24 protein-coding genes are annotated in these 22,939 nt (G+C 36.5%); 6 read left to right on the forward strand and 18 right to left on the reverse strand.

Annotated features, from left to right (window positions below; genetic code table 11):
- Positions 1–23: 23 nt before the first annotated feature.
- The 3 genes from D1B32_RS05780 to D1B32_RS05790 form a co-directional block, all read right to left on the reverse strand.
- The gene (locus D1B32_RS05780; RefSeq protein ID WP_118888889.1) at positions 24–326 is read right to left on the reverse strand and encodes a group-specific protein; all 303 of its coding nucleotides are present in this window, start codon (positions 324–326) and stop codon (positions 24–26) included.
- Positions 326–1,093 carry a phage antirepressor gene (locus D1B32_RS05785; protein ID WP_118888890.1) on the reverse strand — a complete coding sequence of 256 codons (768 nt, stop codon included), beginning with the start codon at positions 1,091–1,093 and terminating at the stop codon, positions 326–328. The genes D1B32_RS05780 and D1B32_RS05785 overlap by 1 nt, the downstream gene beginning before the upstream one ends.
- A gap of 160 nt (positions 1,094–1,253) precedes the next feature.
- Positions 1,254–1,499 carry a helix-turn-helix domain-containing protein gene (locus tag D1B32_RS05790; protein ID WP_118888891.1) on the reverse strand — a complete coding sequence of 82 codons (246 nt, stop codon included), beginning with the start codon at positions 1,497–1,499 and terminating at the stop codon, positions 1,254–1,256.
- A gap of 176 nt (positions 1,500–1,675) precedes the next feature.
- Here D1B32_RS05790 and D1B32_RS05795 point away from each other — a divergent pair, with 176 nt between their 5' ends.
- The 6 genes from D1B32_RS05795 (at position 1,676) to D1B32_RS05820 (ending at position 5,715) form a co-directional block, all read left to right on the forward strand.
- Positions 1,676–2,101 carry a helix-turn-helix domain-containing protein gene (locus tag D1B32_RS05795; RefSeq protein WP_118888892.1) on the forward strand — a complete coding sequence of 142 codons (426 nt, stop codon included), beginning with the start codon at positions 1,676–1,678 and terminating at the stop codon, positions 2,099–2,101.
- Positions 2,102–2,118: 17 nt separating this feature from the next.
- On the forward strand, positions 2,119–2,550 hold the full coding sequence (locus D1B32_RS05800) for an ImmA/IrrE family metallo-endopeptidase (RefSeq protein WP_118888893.1): 432 nt from the start codon (positions 2,119–2,121) through the stop codon (positions 2,548–2,550).
- A gap of 72 nt (positions 2,551–2,622) precedes the next feature.
- Positions 2,623–3,327 carry a hypothetical protein gene (locus D1B32_RS05805; protein ID WP_118888894.1) on the forward strand — a complete coding sequence of 235 codons (705 nt, stop codon included), beginning with the start codon at positions 2,623–2,625 and terminating at the stop codon, positions 3,325–3,327.
- Between the two features lie 64 nt (positions 3,328–3,391).
- Positions 3,392–4,102, forward strand: a complete 711-nt coding sequence (locus D1B32_RS05810; RefSeq protein WP_118888895.1) for an excalibur calcium-binding domain-containing protein — start codon at positions 3,392–3,394, stop codon at positions 4,100–4,102.
- 88 nt (positions 4,103–4,190) lie between these two features.
- Positions 4,191–4,391: a hypothetical protein gene (locus tag D1B32_RS05815; RefSeq protein WP_168927285.1), complete on the forward strand. Its 201-nt coding sequence runs from the start codon at positions 4,191–4,193 to the stop codon at positions 4,389–4,391.
- Between the two features lie 178 nt (positions 4,392–4,569).
- The gene (locus D1B32_RS05820) at positions 4,570–5,715 is read left to right on the forward strand and encodes a site-specific integrase (RefSeq protein ID WP_118889010.1); all 1,146 of its coding nucleotides are present in this window, start codon (positions 4,570–4,572) and stop codon (positions 5,713–5,715) included.
- 189 nt (positions 5,716–5,904) lie between these two features.
- Here D1B32_RS05820 and glnA read toward each other — a convergent pair whose 3' ends face one another.
- The 15 genes from glnA to D1B32_RS05895 all read right to left on the reverse strand — a co-directional run bounded on the left by glnA (position 5,905) and on the right by D1B32_RS05895 (position 22,896).
- Positions 5,905–7,242, reverse strand: a complete 1,338-nt coding sequence (gene glnA, locus D1B32_RS05825) for a type I glutamate--ammonia ligase (protein WP_118888897.1) — start codon at positions 7,240–7,242, stop codon at positions 5,905–5,907.
- Between the two features lie 214 nt (positions 7,243–7,456).
- A complete protein-coding gene (locus tag D1B32_RS05830) occupies positions 7,457–7,819 on the reverse strand; it encodes a MerR family transcriptional regulator (protein WP_118889011.1) in 363 nt (120 codons plus the stop codon).
- A gap of 130 nt (positions 7,820–7,949) precedes the next feature.
- Positions 7,950–9,206, reverse strand: a complete 1,257-nt coding sequence (locus D1B32_RS05835) for a methionine gamma-lyase family protein (protein WP_118889012.1) — start codon at positions 9,204–9,206, stop codon at positions 7,950–7,952.
- 69 nt (positions 9,207–9,275) lie between these two features.
- A complete protein-coding gene (gene hflX, locus D1B32_RS05840) occupies positions 9,276–10,508 on the reverse strand; it encodes a GTPase HflX (protein WP_118888898.1) in 1,233 nt (410 codons plus the stop codon).
- Positions 10,509–10,563: 55 nt separating this feature from the next.
- Complete coding sequence (gene spoVK, locus D1B32_RS05845; RefSeq protein ID WP_379601280.1) at positions 10,564–11,481, reverse strand: stage V sporulation protein K; 918 nt, start codon at positions 11,479–11,481, stop codon at positions 10,564–10,566.
- Positions 11,482–11,773: 292 nt separating this feature from the next.
- Positions 11,774–11,998: an RNA chaperone Hfq gene (gene hfq / locus D1B32_RS05850; RefSeq protein ID WP_095308785.1), complete on the reverse strand. Its 225-nt coding sequence runs from the start codon at positions 11,996–11,998 to the stop codon at positions 11,774–11,776.
- A gap of 40 nt (positions 11,999–12,038) precedes the next feature.
- Positions 12,039–12,971 carry a tRNA (adenosine(37)-N6)-dimethylallyltransferase MiaA gene (gene miaA, locus D1B32_RS05855; protein WP_118888900.1) on the reverse strand — a complete coding sequence of 311 codons (933 nt, stop codon included), beginning with the start codon at positions 12,969–12,971 and terminating at the stop codon, positions 12,039–12,041.
- Between the two features lie 22 nt (positions 12,972–12,993).
- Positions 12,994–13,443, reverse strand: a complete 450-nt coding sequence (locus D1B32_RS05860) for a Dps family protein (RefSeq protein ID WP_095308781.1) — start codon at positions 13,441–13,443, stop codon at positions 12,994–12,996.
- Between the two features lie 555 nt (positions 13,444–13,998).
- Positions 13,999–15,864 (reverse strand): DNA mismatch repair endonuclease MutL, encoded by a 1,866-nt coding sequence (gene mutL / locus D1B32_RS05865; protein WP_095308779.1) that lies wholly within the window; start codon positions 15,862–15,864, stop codon positions 13,999–14,001.
- A gap of 160 nt (positions 15,865–16,024) precedes the next feature.
- Positions 16,025–18,604: a DNA mismatch repair protein MutS gene (gene mutS, locus D1B32_RS05870; protein WP_095308778.1), complete on the reverse strand. Its 2,580-nt coding sequence runs from the start codon at positions 18,602–18,604 to the stop codon at positions 16,025–16,027.
- Positions 18,605–18,764: 160 nt separating this feature from the next.
- Positions 18,765–19,331 carry an outer spore coat protein CotE gene (locus D1B32_RS05875; RefSeq protein ID WP_095308776.1) on the reverse strand — a complete coding sequence of 189 codons (567 nt, stop codon included), beginning with the start codon at positions 19,329–19,331 and terminating at the stop codon, positions 18,765–18,767.
- 264 nt (positions 19,332–19,595) lie between these two features.
- The gene (locus tag D1B32_RS05880) at positions 19,596–20,024 is read right to left on the reverse strand and encodes a YlbF/YmcA family competence regulator (protein ID WP_095308774.1); all 429 of its coding nucleotides are present in this window, start codon (positions 20,022–20,024) and stop codon (positions 19,596–19,598) included.
- Between the two features lies 1 nt (position 20,025).
- Positions 20,026–21,585, reverse strand: a complete 1,560-nt coding sequence (miaB, locus tag D1B32_RS05885) for a tRNA (N6-isopentenyl adenosine(37)-C2)-methylthiotransferase MiaB (RefSeq protein ID WP_118888901.1) — start codon at positions 21,583–21,585, stop codon at positions 20,026–20,028.
- Between the two features lie 148 nt (positions 21,586–21,733).
- Positions 21,734–21,994: a stage V sporulation protein S gene (locus D1B32_RS05890; protein WP_011066027.1), complete on the reverse strand. Its 261-nt coding sequence runs from the start codon at positions 21,992–21,994 to the stop codon at positions 21,734–21,736.
- A 104-nt stretch (positions 21,995–22,098) separates the two neighbouring features.
- Positions 22,099–22,896 (reverse strand): 2',3'-cyclic-nucleotide 2'-phosphodiesterase, encoded by a 798-nt coding sequence (locus D1B32_RS05895; protein WP_118888902.1) that lies wholly within the window; start codon positions 22,894–22,896, stop codon positions 22,099–22,101.
- Positions 22,897–22,939 lie beyond the last annotated feature (43 nt).

The raw sequence follows: 22,939 nt of genomic DNA on the forward strand, positions 1-22,939 counted from the left end.
CTCAAGTTGGTTTTGCTAGATTGTTAGATTGCTTGATTAATTTCCTGCGATAGAAGCGATTGATATTGATTGTCTTTCGCCCACTGCTCTAAAAATGAGCGACATTCTTTCGCAGGAAAATACCATTTTCCACCTGTGTTAAATTTCGGGAAATTTGGATCGTTAAAGAATTTTTCTTGCATTGTGTTCCAAGACATATTGGTTTGTCGTTTTAGCTCTTTCGTATCCCAGTAGGTAGTTTCTAATTCAATCTTGTTCAGTCGTTTCCATACTTCTTCCAAATATATTTGTTTTAGTTCGTCTTGATTGACTTGGATTTGGAACATTAGATGACCTCCTGTATATTTAATAATTTGTTGACGAAGTAAATCTGACCTTTCCCAGTTATCTTTGGAGTGCGAGTTTTTCTCATTTCGCCGTCAGAGCCACTTCTTAACCCGTGCTTTGTAACCATGATTCCTAAATCAAGACTTCTTTGAGTTGGAGTGTTCCACATTTCACCTTTTTGCCTACAAAGATAACCATTGACTCGTAACCAACTGAAAAGTCTATTTGTTCCAATATCTATACCTTTTTGCTTTAATACAGTTGCTAAGTCTTTTATTAATACAGTGTCTTTCGAAACACTTACTGCATCCGCATAAACAACTTTTGGTTTTTGTAATTCAATGGTTTGCTCTGCTTGGATACGCTTGGTTTGCTCTTCTTTTAAGTTTGTTGCTAGCTTGATAAGAGTATCTGGATTTAATAAAGCCTGTTCGATTGTTTCTGGTGTCATGTATGCTCCATGTTTTCTGATAGATGGAATGACTTCATGTGTTATCCATCGTTTGAATTGTTTAGCTTCTGGTTTTCGACTTGATAAAACCAAACTGTATAAACCAAATTCGTTTATCGCCTGCATCTGTCTTTTTTGACTCCCGTCATTTAAAGTGACACTAGCTTTTTCATCGCTATCTAAACGAGTTAGAGCTTGTCTGCTGTTGTTAATTTCTAAAATGTCGCAAACATCTTTAGCCACAAACCAAGGTTCATTGTTTTGCTCGATAATTCTTAGTTGCTGACCGTCAAACATTTTTGTTAATTGATTCATTTACTTACCTCCTTAATTTGATCACCTTTGATTTTCACACCCAAGATTAAGCATCTAATATCATGGCGTTACCTATTAGTCCTGCTCCCTACCGCAATTGATAGATCGTCGCATGCTCCGCTCGATTAGATATATAATCTTGGATGTGATAGTGATGTGGTTAGATAGCTGATTTATTGTTTGTTTCCAGACTTTTTATAACGGATTCCGTTAGTTTATTATCAAAAAAAACAGCCGGGTTTACATTTAATGTTTTCGCTATAACTTTTAGGCGTTCTACGTCTAATCTTGTTTTACCAGAGGTTATATGAATGTAACCTTGTAAAGATAAATTTAATTTATTTGCTAAGTGCGTTTTAGTAACGCCTTTTGACATTCTTATTTTTTCTACATTTTCGTGTATCATTTTTCTCTCACCTCCAACTAACGTTTTCCGTTAATTTAATAATACTAACGGATTCGGTTATTGTCAACAGTTATTTTAAACTTTTTCTCAAATACCGTTAGTTATATAACATATTGCGTTACTTTTGGTAATATGTATGTAATGATGATCGATAGAATTGAACAGGGGGAACACCCATGAATACTGGGGATAGAATAAAAAAATTAAGAAAAGAAATGCGTTTAACACAAGTAGAATTAGGAAGTAAAATTAATTCATCCGCCCAAGTAATTTCTAATTGGGAAAGAGGATATACCTCATTAAGTCATGATGACGTAGTAAGGTTAGCTAAAGCTCTAAATACAAAAACTGATTATTTACTTGGTTACAGTGAAGAATCTGGATTAACAGAGAAAGACGAAAAAGATATAGCTAAACGAATGAAAAAAATAAAAAAAGATTTAATAGAAGGCAATGCTGATGGTGAAGGTTTGAACTTCATGGGAGAGCCAATGAGTGAAGAAGCTATTGAGTCCTTACTGGAAGCTTTAGAACATGCTGAACGTATAGCTACTTTAGCAAACAAAAAATATACCCCAAAAAAATTTAGAGATAAAGAATAATTCTGAGGGGGCATTTTATGTGGATTAAAGAAATCGTTGAAAACCTTGTAGAAAAATACGGAACCAATGATCCGTATGAAATTGCATCAGCAAAGAAAATATTTGTATTCGAAAAAAATATGCACGAAGAAATATTAGGATTTTATAAATATATAAGAAGAAATCAATTTATTTTTTTAAATTCTAACTTGAATGAGAGAGAAAAGATATTTACTTTAGCCCACGAGTTAGGACATTCAGAAGTTCATCCAAGAATTAACGCCCCTTCTCTTAAAAGAAAAACTCTTTTTTCTATTGATAAGATAGAAAATGAAGCTAATAGATTCGCAGTTGAACTTCTTCTTCCAGATAAATTGATTTACGAACATCTGGATGACAGATTGACATTGCACGAGATTGCCGAAATATATTGTGTACCTAAAGAAGTCAGTCATTTAAAAAAATTTTAACATTTATATGGGTACATTGATTCAAGAACAAATATTCTTTTATATATTTAAGAAAGGTGATGGTGATTTAAATTGAAAAGACATCTATTTTTTGTATTTATAACTTTAATATTATTTATGGCAGCTTGCAATGAGAGCGATCCCCCCCCTGTTGAAGAAACTGAGGATAATAGAAGTTCTGCTGAGAAACAAGCTGAATGGATGGAAGAGCAAGAAAGTGAACAAGAACCTGAAGAAATAGAAGATGACTTTTGGGAATTCGAAACGGATGTTGGTAAATTTTATATGCTTGGTATGTACCTAAATGATGGGATTAATGAAGAAACCGGAATGTATGAAGTAGACTTTGACGGTTTTAAGGTTGATCTGTCTGTTGCACTGGTGGACATCGATGTAAATGAAGAATATCAATATATGTATGATGGACAAGAAAACATCAAAGCCATTCAGATAACAACAGATGTTGAGAATACTAATGACTTTGATGTTGATTACAATGGTAATATAACAGTGGTTACTAGTGATGGCGAGCAATTAAATAGTGACTCCGGTATCATGTCTGAGAATCCTGCTGTACAAACGTATTACGGAAAAGTAAAAGAAATAGGTGCATTTACCATTGTTATGGGAAGCCACGATTCTTTGCCTGAAAGAATCGAATTAATAATGGATGGGCCATACATAGTGGAAGATGGTGCTGTCGATCCGGTGAATGGACAATTAGGAGAAGAACAGCGAATAGAATTCGACTTTATTTCTAAGGACGAAATAGAGTAAAAGTTATTGGATGAGCTAAAGGGATATTTCTATATAAAAATAAAGAGACAAAGGAGCGACATATATGATTGCCATTTCGATTTTAGGTGTTTTTGCTATTATTTCCGCATTAATTTACCTTGTTTTTCACTTTATTAAAAAGTTAAAAGACAAAGAAAGAGTATTATCTAAGAAAATCTTCTATCCTTTCTTAATCGGCGGGTTTGTTCTAATAATTATTGGATCTGCGGAAATCGGAACCCAAGCAAGATTAAATGAAGCATTAGAAGATGTCGAAGTTCTAACAACTGAAAACAAATCTTTAGAATCAGAGAAAGATGAACTAGAAACAGCGTTATTGGAATTAGAAACTGAACACGAGGAAGATGTTTCAGGACTTGAAGATGAGGTTAAGAAATTATCGTCTGAAAATGATGATTACAAGAAACAAATCGCATCACTTGAAAGCCAAGATGCAGAAATTGAGGAGTTAGAGAAGAAAGTTAGTGAACTTACAGCAGAAAATAAAGAACTAGATAGCGAAGTGAGTAGTTTAGAATCGCAATTAGCAAGTGCTAAAGCTGCTCCCCCTACTTCAACAGCATCTGCATCAACAGGTGGTAGTTCAGGCTCTTCTGGGTCATCTAGTTCGAGTGGTTCTACAACAGCAAGTACAGATGTTTACTATAAAAACTGTACCGAAGCAAGAAATGCTGGCGCCGCACCTGTATATAAAGGTGACCCTGGTTACGCATCTCATTTGGATAGAGACGGTGACGGAGTAGGCTGCGAATAACAATAAAAGTGTAAATTAACTTGTATGCCCCCTCTTTAAGGGACGAACTAATGGATTGAAAATCTTTAAATACAAGTAGGTGATAAAAGTGAAGATAAGAAAACCAAGGTCCCCTATTTCAAAAGCGAAATCTAGTGTGAAAAGAAGTGTTAAAAAATCCGTTACACCAGGATACGGCAAAGGTGGAGCAACAGCTCTAAGCAACCCGAAAAAATACATCAAGAAAAAAGCGACAGGACAACCTCTTACAAAAAAGAAGAAAAAAGGATTCTTTTCATTGTTTAAATAAGATAAATTAATTATAACGGTGTACAAACGTCTGTACACCCTCTCTTACGCACTGAAACAGAACGTATGTTCAGTTGTGTGGTAATTAACTCATTTAAGGAGGTGACAGTCAATGATGTTATGAAATGTATAAGAAAAAGTTGTATGCTGCCACTAACATAGAAAGGAAAGATTCAATGATGAATGCAAATATCACCTATCGCAAACGTGGGAACGGGTGGGAATACCGCATCCGATACGTCGATGCGATTACTAAAAAAAGCAAAGAAAAATCAAAAATGGGATTTCGCACGAAACCAGAAGCGAAACTCGCTGCCGAAGATGTACAACGTAAATTACAAGATGGCTATGATCAAAGTTATATTATGTTAAAAGACTATCTAAAATTTTGGATTGAGGAATATAAAGTTGAAAACGTACGTAAGAACACACTATGGACCTTAATGGGAAGTATTGATAATCACATTAATCCATACTTCAAAAATATTGAATTAAAAGAGGTAACCCCTTCCCTCTATCAATCTTTTTTAAACTACTTGTACAAAGATAAGAAACTTGCTAGAAATACAATATTAAAGGTACACAACGCAATTTATAGCGCTATGAAAAGAGCGAAAGTTAATAAACTTATAACTGATAATCCATGCCAGGATGCATTAATACCTGGAAAAGAAAATAATAAGGATATAAAATATATTGATTCTGATCAGGTGGATGCTTTTTTGTCTAACGCCTATCAGTATGGATATATTTACTGGATATTTTTCAAGTTACTTATTGAAACCGGCATGCGTAAAGGGGAAGCTGCTGCTTTGCAGTGGACGGACATTGATTTTAAAAATGGTACTATCAATATAAATAAAAGCCTTGACTTTCAACCTAGAAATAAAGATGAAATGTTTGGAGATACAAAAACCATAAGCTCAGAACGCATAATTACCATTAGAAAATCTGTTGTCGAAGAGTTGCGGTTTCATTTAAACTGGCAAAATCAAAACAAAAAACAGGTCAATGACCTATATCATCACGACCTGAATCTTGTATTATGTAGGCAAGACGGAAACTTTATGCCAAAGTCTAGTTTATTTAACGCCTTTTCTCGTATCTTGAAACTAGCAAACATAAACCCTTTACCTATTCATTCTTTACGTCACACGCACGCAGTTTTAATGTTGGAAGCTGGGGCAGATATGAAGTATTTACAAGAACGCCTTGGTCACGGGAGCTATCAAATAACCGCTGACGTATATTCTCACGTATCTCAAAAAATGGAGAAAAGCAACACAATCCAATATGATGATTACATGAATAAAATACTGAAATGAAAAGTTTTGGGGCATATCTGGGGCACAGGTGTTTTCAGTTCTCTATTTATGATCCGTGCCCCAAGCGTAAACCCCAAGAATTTTTACTTTTTCTCAACCGATAATTTGGTGATTATTTCGTGGGTACATGCCAAATATCAAGCATTGAACTTCACTAAATATTTAACCGCACTCACCAAATAAACACGCTTAATAATTTGTTAGATACTGCTCTCTCTCCCATGGGTGAACAGTTGTTCTGAACATATCCCATTCAATTTCCTTCGCTTCAATAAAGTGTTCAAATAAATGCTCACCTAGTGCTTCAACAAGTACTTCATCTTTCTTAAGTTCAGTTAGTGCATCCATTAACGTAGCAGGTAAATCTTTAATACCATTTGCTTCGCGTTCTGCTTTATCCATTACATAGATGTTACGATCAATCGAAACTGGCGGCTCCATTTTATTTTCCACTCCATCTAAGCCAGCAGCTAACAATACAGAAAGTGCCAGATATGGGTTTGCGGCTGGATCTACACTGCGAACCTCAATACGAGTGCTTAACCCTCTAGATGTTGGAATTCGAATTAATGGACTACGGTTTGATCCAGACCAAGCAACATAACAAGGTGCTTCGTATCCAGGAACTAATCGCTTATAGGAATTTACTGTTGGATTTGTAACAGCTGTAAAATGCGTTGCATGTTCTAATATTCCAGCAAGGAATTGAAATGCAGTTTTACTTAATTCCATATCACCACTTTTATCAAAAAAGGCATTCTCTTTACCGGAAAACAATGACATATTCACATGCATTCCAGAGCCATTTACTCCGAATAATGGTTTTGGCATAAAAGTTGCATGCAGATTATGCTTTCTTGCAATTGTTTTAACAACTAATTTAAAAGTTTGAATATCATCTGCATGCTTGATCGCATCAGAGTATTTAAAGTCAATTTCATGTTGCCCTGGAGCTACCTCATGGTGAGAAGCTTCAATCTCAAAGCCCATTTCTTCCAACTCCAAAACGATATCCCGACGGCAATTTTCCCCTAAATCTGTTGGTGCTAAGTCAAAATATCCACCATGATCATTTAATTCAAGTGTTGGCTCACCATTTTCATCCAGTTTGAACAAAAAGAATTCAGGTTCAGTCCCAATATTAAATGCAGTGAATCCTAACTCTTCCATTTTCTTTAGGTTACGCTTCAAGTTGTATCTCGGACATCCAGAAAACGGTGTTCCATCAGGATTATAAATATCACAAATAAAACGAGCTACCTTTCCTTTTTCTGAAGTCCATGGGAACACTACAAACGTATCCAAGTCTGGATGTAATTGCATATCCGATTCTTCAATACGAACAAAGCCTTCAATCGATGAACCATCAAACATCATTTTATTATCCAAAGCTTTATCTAGTTGACTTAGCGGGATTTCGACGTTTTTGATAGTTCCAAGCATATCCGTAAATTGCAAACGGATAAACTTAACGTTTTCCTCTTTAATTTGCTTCTTGATTGATTCCTTTGTAAATCTCTCTCCCATACTTGCTTCTCCTCCTAAAAATATATTATAAATATGCTGCGGGAAGCTCCTGAAAAACGTCGTTAAATATCATTGCTTCCCTCACATACTTAACACCTTTTTCATTAGATGCTTGGTATTCGTAAAGGCTATTCTTAGAAACTAATTCATCAAATTCTAAGAAAACCCAACACTTCTTGAGAACAACTGTACAGTTAGGAAATTTTAAGCTTACCTAACTGCGAAAAAATCTTGAAAGTTCGCCTTGTCGCAAGCTTGTTCTTCCCAGTCTACCAGCTTCACTTAACTCATGTTTTAAAATTTTTCGAAGTTCTTTATCAGATATATCCGATTTCTGCTCAACCTTCTCCTCAACGATTACTTCCCCCTTAAGCAAAAGCTTTATCCCGGCTAGATTCAAGCCTTTATCTAAAAGGTCCTTAATTTCTAAAAGTTTGTCAACATCATTGAAGGAAAACAAACGTTGATTGCCCGAGGTTCGTTCCGGTGTGATTAATTCATTTTCTTCATAATATCTGATTTGTCTCGCTGTTAGTTCAGTTAGTTTCATAACTATACCAATTGAGAACAAGGGCATCGAACGACGATCTTGATCATTCAAAAGATAACCCCCTAAGCTTTTATAACAACATTATAAATTATGTAAGATATCCTGTCAATTATATGTCAGGAATCCTAACATTGTTTTTCATAGAAACTCTTTATAGTCATTCTATTCCCTTTTTAACCGGTAAAAAACCTTTATCCAATAATGCTTTTACGGATTCTTTTAAAGCGATTTTCACATGAGAATAGGTTAATCCTCCTTGAACAAATGCTGTAAAGGGCTCTCTTATTGGGCCATCTGCTGATAGTTCAATGCTTGCACCTTGAATAAATGTACCAGCGGCCATAATGACCTCATCCTCATATCCCGGCATTTCGCTAGGGTACGGTGTAACAAAGGAATTTACTGGAGAATATTGCTGGATGGCCTGACAAAAAGCTATCATTTGATCCGCTTCTTTAAAGGTTACCGATTGAATTAAGTCTGTTCGTTTCTCCTTATAACCTGGTGATGTTTGAAACCCGACCAACTCCAGAAAACGCGCGGTTAACACTGCTCCCTTTAACGCTTCTCCAACAATATGTGGTGCAAGGAAGAACCCTTGATACATTTCTTGAAGCATGTTCATCGTAGCACCGGTCTCTTTACCAAGTCCTGGAGCTGTTAAACGATTCCCGCATTGGTGTATTAAATCCGCTCTCCCAACAATATATCCACCAGCTCGTACAATTCCACCACCTGGATTTTTAATTAAAGAACCAGCCATAATGTCTGCCCCAACCTGAAGTGGTTCCTTATCTTCCACAAATTCACCATAGCAATTATCAACAAAAACAATAATGTCTTGATTGATTTCCTTTACAAAACGAACCATTTCACCAATTTGGTCAATTGTAAAAGATGGTCTTTCATCATATCCTTTCGAACGCTGGATACCAATAACCTTTGTTTTCTCATTGATTGCATGTTTTACCTTTCTATAATCAATTGAACCATCCGCCGTCAGTGAAACTTCATTATAATTAATATGAAAATCCATTAAGGAGCCCGCATTATTTCCTCGTTTACCGATTACTTCTTCCAACGTATCATAAGGTTTTCCAGTTATATAGATTAATTCATCATTCGGTCGCAACAACCCGAATAAAGCTGTGGAAATCGCATGTGTCCCGGAGACGATTTGCGGACGAACGAGTGCATCTTCTCCGCCAAAGACATCCGCATAAACAGCTTCTATCCCCTCTCGCCCTAAATCATCATATCCATAACCAGTCGTCGAATTAAAATGACTATCGCTAATCCGATTTTTTATAAAAGCATCGAGTACTTTCTTTTGATTCATTTCTACAATCTTATTAATTTCTTTAAATCGCTCTCCACAATTTTCTTCTGCTTGTGTTATCCAATTTTCTATCATCTGTTTTTGTTTCTCCTCTTCTAGCTGTTCATTTGTAAAAAGTAATGTCGAATACATTTAATTCATTTTCTATAATAAGAAATGATTCAATGCATGGTCTTTTCTTATAGACCCTTCAATCAAATATTTATTTTTATCTTCATCAAACTGTTTATAAGTAATAATTGTCTCTTTCGTAAGTTTATTGATTAAATTGCCTTGATCGGGATTTAATTCAACCGAATAAGGTTGCCACTGTTCTTTAAGCATGTCTTCCACCTTTTGCAAAACCAACTCATTGTCCTTTTTATCGTATGCACTTACTAACAGGTATGGATGATTCTCTGGTATAAAGTCCCCTTCCACCATATCTCTTTTATTATACAGTGTCAGCATCGGTAAATGATTTGCCTCAAGCTCTTCAAGCAAACGATTTACAGTATCCTGCTGCTGCACTTGGTCCGGATGGGATGCGTCTACTACATGTAATAAAAAATCTGACTCAACGACTTCTTCTAATGTTGACCTGAAGGAAGCAATTAATGCTGTTGGAAGCTCCTGAAGGAATCCAACTGTATCTGTCATAAGCAGTTCAAACCCTGAAGGCAAACGAACCTTTCTCGTTAATGGATCTAATGTTGCAAATAAGAGATCTTCCTCAAGTGAGTCACTCATCGTTAATCGGTTAAATAATGTTGATTTTCCTGCGTTGGTATAGCCTACAATCGCTATTTGGAAAGTAGCATTATTTTTTCTTCTTTTACGGTACTGTGTTCTTTGGTTAACAACTTGCTTTAATCTGCTCTTAATATCATCGATACGCTTATTTATATGTCTTCGGTCCGTTTCCAGTTTTGTTTCCCCTGGACCTCTTGTCCCGATTCCGCCCCTAAGTCTTGACATTGCCACTCCTTGACCATGTAACCTCGGCAGCATATATTCTAGCTGAGCGAGCTCAACCTGCAGTTTCCCTTCCTTCGTTCTCGCACGCATTGCAAATATATCAAGGATAAGCTGACTGCGATCAATAATCCTTACTCCAAGAAGGTCTGTCAAGTTTCTTAATTGTCCTGCCGAAAGCTCATCATTCGACAGGACGAGATCGATTTCCACTTCTTCCATAAACGCAATCATTTCGTGCACTTTTCCCTCACCAATATATGTAGCAGGGTGGATACGATTTCTATTTTGAGTCATAACCTTTTCTACCGTTCCACCTGCAGTTTTGCTTAATGAGATTAATTCTTCTAATGAGGAAGAAAAAAGTTCATCACTTTGTGTCTTTTGTTTTACTGCGATAATTAGTATTTTTTCTTTAGACATTTGTAACCTCTTTCTTTTATGTCTTGCTTTTGTATTTCCATCATAACAAAGAACGTTAATCAGGGTCTAATTGTAGGTCATTTCCAGTAAGTTGAATCAAATCTTTCGTTGTATAAGTCGCTTGCTCTAAAACACGCACTGCATGTAATCGAATTGCACGCTCAATCACATTTCGTACATACCTTGCATTGGAAAAATTTCTGTTTTTCTCATAGAGCTTTTTATATAGATGATTTCGCAGCTCCCTTTCTGCTTCTTTTGTTAGGTTATATTCCCGAAGCGATGCCATCTGCTTCGCGATCTCCATCAATTGATTTACCTCATAGTTTGCAAACTCAAGGATAAAAGGAAATCTGGACTCCAAACCAGGATTAAATGTTAAAAAGCGGTCCATCTCATACGGATAGCCAGCCAAAATAAGGACAAAGTCATCATGATTATCCTCCATATGCTTTACTAAGGTGTCAATCGCTTCTTTACCGAAATCCTTTTCTCCACCACGCGCTAAGGAATATGCTTCATCAATAAATAGTATGCCACCCATCGCTTTCTGAATAATTGCTCGCGTTTTTTGCGCTGTTTGACCAATATATTCCCCTACAAGATCAGCTCTTTCAGCCTCTATAAAATGCCCTTTGGAAAGAATATTCATATCATAATACATTTTAGCCAGTTTTCTAGCTACCGTCGTTTTACCTGTGCCAGGGTTACCTTTAAAAAGCATATGCAATACTTGCTTCGAGCTTTTTAATCCCATTTCTTTCCGTTTTTCATTCATTAAGATAGTTGCATAAATTTCCTTTATCGTCTGCTTCAAATTATTCATTCCAACAAATGAAGAAAAAGCAGCATCAACCTTGTTGAACGGACTGTTTTCGATTGATAGTGGTTTTGCGTTTGGTATAGTATCTTTTCGTTCCTGTAAAATTATATTAATCTTTCCATTTTTATATCCTTGCATCTGTGTCACTATGAAATCACCCCTTATTCCATCCCATTATACGCAAACAGGAAGATATGCGTGACAATAGCCCAGCATATGGTATTTCAAATGCAACATGATTTTATAAAAAATGAAGTCATGTAACCACTAAAGTCATTTTAATCGCAATCCAATCGAACAGTTACGCTTCTTAATATGTCGCCATTTATATCATTTATGTACCAGTACAACCCCATCAATTGATTACATGAGGTGTGTCTCTAAATATTTCCACCTCTAAAAGCAGGAAAACGGACGCTTCAATTAGCGTCCGTTACAATAGCTATTCTTTATCCAAAGTTACATTTTTAACTGGAGCAAAGGTTGAGATAGCATGTTTAAAAATAAGCTGCTGTTTACCATCCGTTTCTACTAAAACTGTAAAATTGTCAAATGCTTTAACAATACCCCTCAATTGAAAGCCATTTGTTAAAATCACAGTAACTGAAATATGATTCTTTCTCAATTGGTTTAAGTATTGATCCTGAATATTGACTGATTGCGCCATCAAACTTCCTCCTCTTTTCTATCTGTATGTATTAATTCTATCATTTTTTCAAAATTCCTGCTAATTCCTCGAAAATTAATGTAAAATTTTCATCAATTGTGGAAGGAGTTACAGAATACCATGTAACATCCATTTTGTTTTTGAACCATGTATATTGTCTTTTTGCATATCTTCTTGAATTTCGTTTCAGCAATTCAACCGTTCCCTCTAAACTTTGTTCACCTTTAAAGTAGCTGATCCATTCCTTATAACCAATCGCTTTCATCGATTGACAGCTGGCATATCCTTCATCATACACTTTTTTTACTTCTGTTTTTAAACCTTTCTCAATCATTTGATCTACTCGATCGTTGATTCGCTCATATAATAGCGCTCTTGGCATTTCTAATCCAAGCAATATCGGGTTATAAGGTGATTCCATCACTTGGTTTTTTTCGTATTCACTCATTGTCATTCCAGTTGTTTCATAGATTTCCAATGCACGAATAACCCGTCGGTGGTTATTTGGATGAATTTTCTTAGCTTGCTCTGGATCAATTTGCTCTAGCCGCTGATATAACGGCATAATTCCTTCTAACTTAACTATTTCCTCCATCTCTTTAGTAAGTAGAGGGTCCCTTTTACGATCTGAAAAATTATAATCATAAAGGGCGGCCTGTATATACAATCCACTCCCACCAACAATAATCGGCAACTTTCCTCGTGCTGTAATTTCAGCAATGTATTGCTGTACCAGCTCCTTAAAATCAGCAGCAGAGAAGTCCTCATCTGGCTCTCTTATATCAAGCATATGATGCGGAATACCTTGCATTTCCGCCTGCTTAATTTTTGCTGTACCAATATCTAGTCCTTTGTATACTTGCATGGAGTCTCCGCTGATAATTTCACCATTAAATCGTTTTGCAAGCTCAATGCTTAATTTTGTTTTGCCAACAGCGGTCGGTCCCATAATTGCGACTACATTTTTTTTCATAGTATTCCCCTAAATTACGTTTTTATTCATAAGCTATATAAGCCTTTAACATCCAGACATCTTTCTCTAGCTGGCCTTGTAATGTTATTAACAAATCTGATGTTGGTTCATCATTTAATTCCCCAGCAAGCGGAATGCCTGTCTGTTTCATTTCCGATATGATTTGAGCGAAATCGTGAATTAATTGTTGGATGATCTCTTCCTCTTTATCATCTGCGTTAGCTTCATCCAATGTTGCTTCTTTTAAATATTTGCTCATAGTAGCAAGTGGCTTTCCATCAATCATTAAAACCCGTTCTGCGATTTCATCAATATCTGTCGCAAATCGTGTATATAATTCCTCCATCTTTTCATGTAACTGAAAGAAATGTCTACCTTGAACAAACCAATGGTAGCGGTGTAATTTTACATACATAATAAAGTAGTTTGACAGTAATTGATTTAAGAAATTAACTAGCTTTTGATTTTCCACTTTACACACACCTAAAATGTATTTGCAATAATGCATAGTGTTAGCTTTGGCATGGTGTGAACAATTTATACATATCGAATTTAACTCCCGTACAGATTAAGAAGTTCCAACTGTAATCCGAATGATTCTTATAATATATAAACTGTGGATTAGTGTATTTAAATGGATTGTGCGTCTGCCCGCTCCGGAAATATACTTCGCTAGTATATGCTCACCAATTATTCCTTGTGGAATTAATAAACACGATATCGATGTGCTACCAGTCCGGGTGAGCGCAGGGCGGTGACTCCAGTGGGAACAGCGCGTGTCTGAAGACTCACCGGAAGCGGGTTTCTTCCGGAGAGGCTGAAGCCCCGTGCCCACGGAAAGCATCCGCCCGGAGCGATCCCGGACGGCGATTGTTGCACATACTTGAAGAAAACAGCCGAGAAGTTAGTTCGGAGTTTCTTTCAAATACTACTTAACTAGGTTACCAAAAGAACCTTGGGCCTATAGTGGATTCTAAACTAATCAAAACACCAAACTTACAAACTTTACTTTACGGACAATGGTTGGTTACATAACGCGCTTGAACATTTTTTCCAGTTCATACGTCGAAAAGTGAACAATAATTGGCCTGCCATGTGGGCATGTGAATGGATCGGTTGTCGTTCGCAAGTCTTCCAGGAGTCGAAACATTTCTTCCTGCTTTAAATAATGGTTTGCTTTGATGGAACGTTTACAGGACATTAGAATTGCTGCTTCTTCACGAATCAATTCCACATTCACTTTCTCTTCATTCATAATTTGCTCGACCATCTCACGTATAACTTCTTCCTCAAACCCTATCGGAAACCAATTTGGGTGTGAGCGAATTACATAGGTTTGATTCCCAAAAGCTTCGAAAAACAAACCCACTTTCTCAAAACTTTCTTTATATTGCTCAATAAATATTGCTTCTCGTTTTGAGAATTCAAAGGTCATCGGTAAAAGCAATTCCTGTGATTCATTCATAGGCTTACCTAATTTCTCTTTAAAGAATTCGTATTTGATTCGTTCCTGCGCAGCATGCTGATCAATCATATAAAGTCCATTTTCATTTTGAGCCAGGATATAAGTTCCTTGTAACTGACCAATAGGATACATAGTCGGCACACGCTGTTGATCAACTTCTATAGGCTGTTGCTCTACCACTGGTGTCTCTATATAGGATGCGGCAGGAAAACTCTCTTCAGTATCCGCTTCATCTTTCGTTGCTGTATATTTTTCTTCGTATTCAACGGAAGAAGCATCAGGCTCTCGGACCTCATTGACTGGTGGATTGTATTTTACCAGCTGTTCTTTCGACTGCAATCCTCCGTTCTCACGCTCTCTCTCCACTACAGGACTATCAAAATTCATCGTATGCTGGACCGATTTCTCTTTCGGTGTCACTTTTCTTTCCATTTCTGGTATTAATGTTATTTCTCGAAATTTTTGTTTAATCGTTTCTTCAATTGCTGTAAACAATTCCCTATCTTTACTAAATCGAACCTCAAGCTTCGTTGGATGGACGTTCACATCGACCAGAATTGGATCCATTTTGATTGATAACACAACAATGGGTGACCGCCCAATTGGCAAAAGCGTATGGTAAGCACGAATAATTGCTTGGTTCAATGCTACACTTCGTATATAGCGTCCATTTATAATAGTAGAGATATAGGCTCGTGAAGCCCTTGTTACTTCAGGCTTGGCAATATAGCCTCCAATTGAAAAATCAAGGGTCTCATGCTTAATTGGGAGCATTTTTTTAGCAATATTCATTCCATAAATTTGTGAAATAACTTGAAGCACGTCACCAGTTCCAGCTGTTTTGAATAAACCTTTCCCATTATGTGTCGCCTCAAAGCGTATTTCTGGATGGGATAGGGCTAATCGATTTAGCAGGTCTGTAATGTGACCTAATTCCGTGTGCAAACTTTTCATATACTTTAATCGAGCTGGCGTATTAAAAAAAAGATTCTCTACGATGATTTCCGTTCCTTTACGTGCATCGGACTTCTTTTTTTCTAATACCTTTCCGCCTTCTAAAGCTAGAAAAGTACTTGCCGAATCACCCTGTGAGGTTTTAACAATTAGTTTACTAACAGAAGCTATACTAGCTAAAGCCTCTCCACGAAATCCAAGGGTTTTCACATGGAATAAATCCGTTTCGTTTTTTATTTTACTTGTAGCATGCCGGAGGAACGCTTTCGTTGCATCTTGCTCGGACATTCCGTCACCATTATCAGTAATCTTAATCTGCTGTAAGCCGGCTTCAACGATATCTACCTTAATCCAAGTACTGTTTGCATCGATGCTATTTTCCACGAGCTCTTTTACGACAGAAGCCGGTCGTTCAACAACTTCTCCTGCTGCTATTTTGTTTGCGAGACTCTCAGACATTTGTATAATAGGCATGCAAAAAATCCTTTCTTTTTTGAAACAGTTCATAAGTCCGGTAAAAAGGAACGTGGAGAACATCACATCCTGTGCAAGTCCGTATCGCACGCAAAAACTTCGCCGCCTCTAACCTACTAGCCAATCTCGTTCCTTTTTATGCTCCTTTTGAACACATATTTTATTGCTTCACCATTTTCTGTAATCTGTACAATTCATTCATTGCTTCCAATGGTGTCAGTTCAAATAGATTTAAATCTTTTAATTCCGTTACAACAATATGCTGCTTAGCAGACTGCTTTTCTTTTTTTGCAGGAAGCTTTTCCTCAACGAAGAAACTTAATTGACCATCTTCTATTTTTTCTGTCCTCGGTGTTGGTTTATCATCACTTTCTAATTCCTCTAAAATGACGGTAGCTCGTTCAATTAAAGCATCCGGCAGCTCAGCAAGCTTTGCAACATGAATGCCATAGCTTTGATCTGCTGCACCTTCTTTAATTTGGTGTAAAAACACAACTGTTCCTTCATTTTCTTCTGCACGAACATGGATATTTTTAAGATTTGACAATGAATTCTCCAGTGCCGTCAGCTCATGATAATGGGTAGAAAATAATGTCTTAGCATGAATATTATTATGAATATATTCAACAATAGCTTGTGCTAAGGCCATTCCATCGTATGTGCTTGTTCCTCGTCCGATTTCATCCAAGAGAATCAAACTTCGATCGGTTGCATTTGCAATTGCATGCTTCGCTTCCAGCATCTCAACCATGAATGTACTTTGTCCTGAAACCAAATCATCTGCTGCTCCTATACGAGTAAATATTTGATCAAAAATAATTAATTCAGCCTCTTCACAAGGGACAAAACAACCAATCTGTCCCATAATAGCTGTTAATGCTAGTTGCCGCATATATGTACTCTTGCCTGACATATTCGGACCAGTAATTAACAAGATACGCTTGTCCTCATCCAATGTAATATCATTCGGTACAAATAAGCCCTCTTTCATAACTTGCTCTACAACCGGATGGCGACCATTTTTAATCATTAATTTGGTACCTTCAAATGTTGGACGCTGGTAATTATTTTCCTCACTAACTGTTGCAAATCCTTGTAATACATCAATTTTACTTACAACCTCTGCAAGTTGCTGAAGTTCAGGAATATGCGTTTTTATTTTCTCTCTGATTTCGATAAACAATGTATATTCTAAATCAACACTTTTTTCTTCTGCTTCTAGGATGAGAACTTCTTTTTCTTTCAGCTCAGGAGTAATATAACGTTCTGCATTTGTTAATGTTTGTTTTCGCTCATATCTACCTTCAGGCAAAAGGTGAATATTAGCTTTTGTCACTTCGATATAATAGCCGAATACCCGATTATAGCCCACTTTTAAGGATTTAATGTTGGTTTCTTCTCTTTCTTTTTTCTCAAGTTCTGCAATCCAGGTTTTCCCATTCTTAGAAGCATCCCGATAGGTATCCAATGTTTCATTATAGCCATTCTTAATAATCGATCCTTCTTTAATCGATATTGGTGGGTTTTCTACAAGACTATCATCTAATAATGTAACAAGATATTCAGGATAGACAAGTTGTTCGGCAAGTTTGCTAAGTTCCTTTACCTGAAACTGCTCTAATGTATTCTTCAATTCCGGAATCTTTTGCAGCGATACTTTTAACTGAATTAGGTCTCTAGCGTTCACATTACCGAATGCGATTCTTCCAGCTAAACGTTCGAGGTCATAAACGGATTTCAAAACCTCACGCAATGTATCGCGCTCCATAAAACCACGATAAAATCCTTCAACCGCTTCGAGACGCGCTTCAATTTGATTCTGATCAAGCAATGGTCGTTCTAACCATTTTTTGAGCATTCGTGATCCCATTGCAGTAGCAGTTTTATCTAGTACCCAAAGCAGACTACCGTGTTTTCCCTTTTTCATAATCGTTTCTGTCAATTCTAAATTTCGTTTGGAATACATATCAAGTGAGAGATGATCCTTTAACCTAATAACTTCTGCAGGCTGCAGATGGTCGAGGGATCTCTTTTGTGTATCTTGAATATAATTCAATAGACGACTAAATGCTTTCATTAAACGTTCATCATTTAAGTTCTCACTTAGATTACGATATTCCGCACTGAACGCTACTTCATTTTGATATGACAGTGTAATATTCAATCTTTCTTTCAGTTGCAGCTGCATTTCTTCCGGTAAATTGGAAGAAATAACAATCTCTCGAATCGGCTGATTAAACAGTTCATGAAGAACCGAATCCCACCCACCGGTAATTAATGCAAGGTTATTCTCCCCCGTAGATAGATCATTATAAGCAACTACATAGGAACCATCCTTAAAATGGGAGAGACTTGCTATATAGTTGTTTTCTCCTTCTTTTAGCATATTGCTTTCCATTACTGTTCCCGGTGTAATCAGCTGAACAACTTCCCTTTTTACTACTCCTTTTGCTGTTTTCGGATCCTCTACTTGTTCGCAAATCGCAACTTTATATCCTTTTTCAATTAATGTTTTTATGTAATTTTCAGCAGAATGGTGCGGGATTCCACACATCGGAATTTCTGCTTCACTCTTTCCCCCACCTCTTTTTGTAAGGGTAATTTCTAACTCCCTAGCAGCATCAATTGCATCTTCATAAAACATTTCATAAAAATCACCCAATCTGTAAAAAAGGAATGCATCTTTATATTCTGCTTTTATTTTCATATATTGTTCCATCATTGGTGTAAGCTTAGCCATCGTAAATCCTCCAACTGCCCAAAAATATTCTTCTGCAATTATAGCATAAAACAGCCTCAATAGTAGAAACGAAAAATTACACTGAAAATGATGCAACACAATCGAACGCTTTACTTAAGCTGAAAAAATAAAAAAGCGAGAGTATTATCCCTCGCATTTTTTAGTCTTTCTTTTGGAAAAAATCTGGCTTAACATCCTTTGCTTCATCTTCTGTCATTTCGAAATCCCACGCTTCATCATCGTCTTCTTCCGTTTTCTCCCAATTCGGATTTACTCTTACAAACACTTTTGTATCACCAATTATTTGGACAATAAATTCACGTTCAATTTCGATTGTGACTTTATTTCCATTACTAGCAATCTTGCATTCCAAACAATTCGGTTGTTGAATGACTTTAGCAATGACATCGTATTCGTTATTAATTGATTTTTCATCTTTAATGGATAGGGGGATGATATCACTATAAGTTACTCTTTCTGTAACTACTTCTGTTTTCGTGTTGTCATTGTACGAGTACCAGACATTTATATCGTAGCTGCCGTTTATTTCTACCGTGTCCTCTGATTTTTTCTTGGCATTATATAAATGATTGATTACCCAGCAACCTAATATACTGGAAGGTCTATGCGATGGTGAGATGGCATGGGAATCCTGCGTGAACTTACGTCCTTTTCCACAGACTGCTTTTGTTATGATTTCTCTATATTCTTTATCTAGAAAAGTCATGATTACTTTTACCTCCTCTTTTTTCATAGTCATTTTATGCAAGACAAATACCTAAAGTGCATAGCATTTCATTAAAACCAGGAATAGTAGGTTTTTTAAGTACTTTAATTATTACTTCTAGGCGTTTTGGATTGTCTCAGTAGCTTATTCCAATTACATATACTTTGTGAACTTTTGATCTACACAATAGAAAAAAGCCAGGCAATTTAAATAAAATTGCCTGACTTTTCTGTTAAAGCAGTAGCGAGACTTCCGCTTTTTTGCTTAATGGCTACAGCCAGATTTATCATTTGTTTTGGATCCAGTTTCACCCGCTAGTAAATCTCCCCCAGTGGATTCAATGACGTTATTCGTCACTTCACGTGAGATTGTTTTTGAAACGAGTTGTAAAACATCATTTACAACAATTTGCGTCTCTTTAAATTCCTGAACAACTGGAATACTGTCAATCTCTTCTTGCAGTCGATCAATCTCAGATTCAATTCGCTTTAAAGCTTCTCTTTTTTCATACGCTTGAAAATTAACAGCCTGTTTTTGCAGCGTTTTAATTTTTTGAATCAGCTTTTGAACCTTTTGATTCTCATTAAGTTTAGCTTCCACCTGCTTAAAACGATCAATTTCTTCCGTATTTGCCAACATTGTTGCCAGCTTTTTTGCTTCATCTAGTACTTCTTTGCGAGTATATTCAGCCATTTTAATTCACCTCAACTGTGTTTTCAACCATTACACCATCTAATGACCATGTTTTTGCTTCGGTTATTTCAACTTCTACAATTTTCCCAATGGATGATCTTGGTCCTTTAAAGTTAACAAGCTTATTTTTTTCTGTATAACCTGCAAGTACATCTGGGTCTTTCTTACTCTCGCCTTCTACAAGCACTTTAACCGTTTTCCCTTTGTATGTTTTCATAGACTCAGCCGATTGTTTATTAACAAGCTCATTTAACCGATAAAGACGTTGCTTTTTCACTGATTCTGGCACATCATCTTTTTTCCTTGCTGCTGGTGTACCTTCACGTGGAGAGTAAATATAGGTGTAAGCAGCTTCAAAGCCAACCTCTTCCATTAAGGTCATTGTCTCTTCAAATTGCTCTTCTGTTTCATTTGGGAAGCCAACAATAATATCAGTTGTCAGTGTTACGTTAGGTATAGCTTTACGTATTTTACGAACTAATTCCAAATAATCTTCTCTCGTATATTTACGATTCATTTTCTTAAGGATTTCACTGCTTCCAGACTGTACAGGAAGATGAATATGATCCAGTAAATTTCCACCTTGTGCTAATACTTCAATTAAACGATCATCGAAGTCTCTTGGATGAGAAGTTGTAAAACGCACACGTGGAATATCAATCTTATGAATAGCATTCATTAAATCTCCAAGTCCATATTCAATGTCCTCGAAATCTTTTCCATATGCATTTACGTTTTGACCTAGTAATGTTACTTCTTGATAGCCTTGTGCGACTAAATGACGCACCTCCTGGATAATATCTTGTGGGCGGCGACTTCTTTCTTTACCACGTGTCATTGGCACAATACAATAGGTACAGAACTTATCACAGCCATACATAATGTTTACCCACGCTTTGATCTTACCTTTACGAACCTTTGGAAGGTTTTCAATGACATCTCCCTCTTTGGACCACACTTCAACAATCATTTCTTTTCCAAAGAGCGCTTCTTTCACTAGCTGTGGTAAACGGTGGATATTATGCGTTCCAAAAATAAGGTCAATATGTTGATGTTTCTTTAAGATTCGATCTACTACAGATTCTTCCTGAGACATACAACCACAGACCCCTATGATGAGATCAGGTTTTTCTAATTTAAGCGGTTTTAAATGTCCGATTTCACCAAATACTTTATTCTCTGCATTTTCACGAATGGCACATGTGTTTAACAAAATAATGTCAGCATCGTTTGTATCGGACGTAGGTTCATAACCCATTTCAGTTAAAATACCAGCCATCACTTCTGTATCATGTTCATTCATTTGACAACCATAGGTGCGAATTAAAAACTTCTTACCTTTTCCAATAGTAGCTACATCTTCTGGAATAGCAAAATCATAATGAATTTGAACGTCTTCATTCCGACGCTTTCTTGCCTTTTTAATATCCGGAGATTGTGGTTCATAACTTGTCTGGAAATATTTTGAGATCATTTCATCACTTGACGTATTTTTAATTCGTTCTATGTTATTATCTATTGGTATAATTTGAGCTTGTTGTTTTCGTTGTTCTTCGTTCATCAAGAAACTCCTTTCAGGTCAATTTCACATTATGTATAGGTATACAATAGTAAAGTATAAAGCTTCTAACTAAATTTAACAATACTTCTAACTAGAGAGCAAATAAAAACCTTCCTACAATAATAGGAAGGTTGCCAAATTCGTCACATTATCTTGGTTCAACAATTAACTTAATGGCCGTGCGTTCTTCATTGTCAATTAAAATATCCGTAAATGCAGGAATACAAATTAAATCCACTCCGCTTGGTGCTACAAACCCTCTTGCAATGGCTACTGCTTTCACAGATTGATTAAGTGCTCCCGCACCTATCGCCTGAATTTCCGCTGTGCCACGCTCCCTTAAGACATTCGCAAGTGCGCCTGCTACTGAATTTGGATTTGATTTAGCTGAAACTTTTAATACTTCCATTACTAGTACCTCCTTCATGCGCTATTGTAGTTATATTGCTACTATATTCGTGGAGATGTTAGCTTATTCCCTATAATGTATCTAAGTTAGAAGAATTCAATGGATCAACCGAAAAATGGGTGATCGTCATTGATGATAATTCGTTCTATCTTAGTTGCTTTACCCGAATTATCATCAATTGTAACCACAATTCCATTTAATTGTGTTCTACCCGACTTTGTAATTTCAAAACGCACTGGAAGTGATGTTAAAAACCGTTTCAACACAGCTTCACGATCCACCCCTAAAATTCCATCATAAGGACCCGTCATCCCGACATCTGATATATATGCTGTTCCACCTAGTAAAATACGTTCGTCCGCAGTTTGCGTATGTGTGTGTGTTCCAACTACTGCGCTTACTCTTCCGTCTAAATACCAGCCCATTGCTTGTTTTTCACTTGTTGCCTCTCCATGAAAATCAACAAAAATAAGATTCGTTCTTTTTTTAGCTTCTTCGATTAATAGATCTGCTTTTTGAAATGGATCATCAATTGCCGGAAGAAAGGTCCGTCCTTGAAGATTAATAACAGCTACTTCTTTTCCATTTAGATTAATATACACAATCCCTTTTCCTGGATTATTTTCTGGAAAGTTAGCTGGACGAATCATATTTTTCGCATCATCAATAAATTCAAAGATTTCTTTTTTGTCCCACGTATGGTTACCCAGCGTAATTACTTGAGCTCCCCATTCTAAGAATTGTTTATAAATCTTTTCTGTTATCCCCTTACCAGAAGCAGCATTTTCGCCGTTGATAATTGTCATATTTGGGCGATATTTTTCCTTCAATCGAGGTAAATATTCTTGCACCATATCACGCCCTGGTGAACCAACAACATCACCAATAAATAGTATTCTCATCGTTCTATCATCCTATCGTTTATAATAGTATAAGTTTTTCATA

Origin of the sequence: Oceanobacillus profundus, from assembly GCF_003515705.1 — a bacterium.
In the GTDB taxonomy this organism is placed as follows: Bacteria; Bacillota; Bacilli; order Bacillales; family Amphibacillaceae; genus Oceanobacillus; species Oceanobacillus profundus.

Bases quoted from the DNA above. Each gene is read 5' to 3' on its own strand.
- D1B32_RS05780 (WP_118888889.1), bottom strand. From the start codon at position 326: ATGTTCCAAATCCAAGTCAATCAAGACGAACTAAAACAAATATATTTG.
- D1B32_RS05785 (WP_118888890.1), bottom strand. From the start codon at position 1,093: ATGAATCAATTAACAAAAATGTTTGACGGTCAGCAACTAAGAATTATC.
- D1B32_RS05790 (WP_118888891.1), bottom strand. From the start codon at position 1,499: ATGATACACGAAAATGTAGAAAAAATAAGAATGTCAAAAGGCGTTACT.
- D1B32_RS05795 (WP_118888892.1), top strand. From the start codon at position 1,676: ATGAATACTGGGGATAGAATAAAAAAATTAAGAAAAGAAATGCGTTTA.
- D1B32_RS05800 (WP_118888893.1), top strand. From the start codon at position 2,119: ATGTGGATTAAAGAAATCGTTGAAAACCTTGTAGAAAAATACGGAACC.
- D1B32_RS05810 (WP_118888895.1), top strand. From the start codon at position 3,392: ATGATTGCCATTTCGATTTTAGGTGTTTTTGCTATTATTTCCGCATTA.
- D1B32_RS05820 (WP_118889010.1), top strand. From the start codon at position 4,570: ATGAATGCAAATATCACCTATCGCAAACGTGGGAACGGGTGGGAATAC.
- glnA (WP_118888897.1), bottom strand. From the start codon at position 7,242: ATGGGAGAGAGATTTACAAAGGAATCAATCAAGAAGCAAATTAAAGAG.
- D1B32_RS05830 (WP_118889011.1), bottom strand. From the start codon at position 7,819: ATGCCCTTGTTCTCAATTGGTATAGTTATGAAACTAACTGAACTAACA.
- D1B32_RS05835 (WP_118889012.1), bottom strand. From the start codon at position 9,206: ATGATAGAAAATTGGATAACACAAGCAGAAGAAAATTGTGGAGAGCGA.
- hflX (WP_118888898.1), bottom strand. From the start codon at position 10,508: ATGTCTAAAGAAAAAATACTAATTATCGCAGTAAAACAAAAGACACAA.
- hfq (WP_095308785.1), bottom strand. From the start codon at position 11,998: ATGGCGCAATCAGTCAATATTCAGGATCAATACTTAAACCAATTGAGA.
- miaA (WP_118888900.1), bottom strand. From the start codon at position 12,971: ATGAAAAAAAATGTAGTCGCAATTATGGGACCGACCGCTGTTGGCAAA.
- mutL (WP_095308779.1), bottom strand. From the start codon at position 15,864: ATGCCTATTATACAAATGTCTGAGAGTCTCGCAAACAAAATAGCAGCA.
- mutS (WP_095308778.1), bottom strand. From the start codon at position 18,604: ATGGCTAAGCTTACACCAATGATGGAACAATATATGAAAATAAAAGCA.
- D1B32_RS05875 (WP_095308776.1), bottom strand. From the start codon at position 19,331: ATGACTTTTCTAGATAAAGAATATAGAGAAATCATAACAAAAGCAGTC.
- D1B32_RS05880 (WP_095308774.1), bottom strand. From the start codon at position 20,024: ATGGCTGAATATACTCGCAAAGAAGTACTAGATGAAGCAAAAAAGCTG.
- miaB (WP_118888901.1), bottom strand. From the start codon at position 21,585: ATGAACGAAGAACAACGAAAACAACAAGCTCAAATTATACCAATAGAT.
- D1B32_RS05890 (WP_011066027.1), bottom strand. From the start codon at position 21,994: ATGGAAGTATTAAAAGTTTCAGCTAAATCAAATCCAAATTCAGTAGCA.
- D1B32_RS05895 (WP_118888902.1), bottom strand. From the start codon at position 22,896: ATGAGAATACTATTTATTGGTGATGTTGTTGGTTCACCAGGGCGTGAT.